1 protein-coding gene is annotated in these 455 nt (G+C 63.1%); it reads right to left on the reverse strand.

The features are described 5' to 3' along the window. A partial coding sequence (locus AC2JF9_RS09155) for a PAS domain-containing protein (RefSeq protein ID WP_500727145.1) occupies positions 1–295 on the reverse strand: 295 nt, incomplete at its 3' end. Positions 296–455: the final 160 nt, after the last annotated feature.

Raw genomic sequence — 455 nt, forward strand, 5'->3', positions numbered from 1 at the left:
TCACGGGCGTGGGGCGCATCCGCAGCGTGAGTACGTAGTCGATCGTCGCGTCCAGCTCCGGCTCGTCCTCGTAGCGCTGGGCGACCATGAAGTTGTTCATGCAGGGCGCGACCACGCTGAAGAGGTGCTTGCCGACCACCTTCTCGGGGGAGAGGCCCGCGAGGCGGGATTCGGTCGCGCTGTAGAAGTTTACCAGCCCGTCCGCATCGAAGCCGATGATCCCGAACGGAAGATCGTCCAGCGTTCCGCCAGAGGCCCGATCGAGGTCTCCGATCGAACAGGTTGCAAAGTCCATGAGGCGATCACTCCAGTTGCGGTGTGATGCACCCAACCGGTGGACGAGGCGTAAACTCATCCACCGCATCCGGGTTCGTCCGGGTTCGGACGCTCATCGCGCGGAGCCGCGAAAGCCTATTTCGTGATCTTCACCGAAACGGGATCGCTCCCGGGAAAGG

This window comes from Lactobacillus sp. C449L (assembly GCF_059900815.1).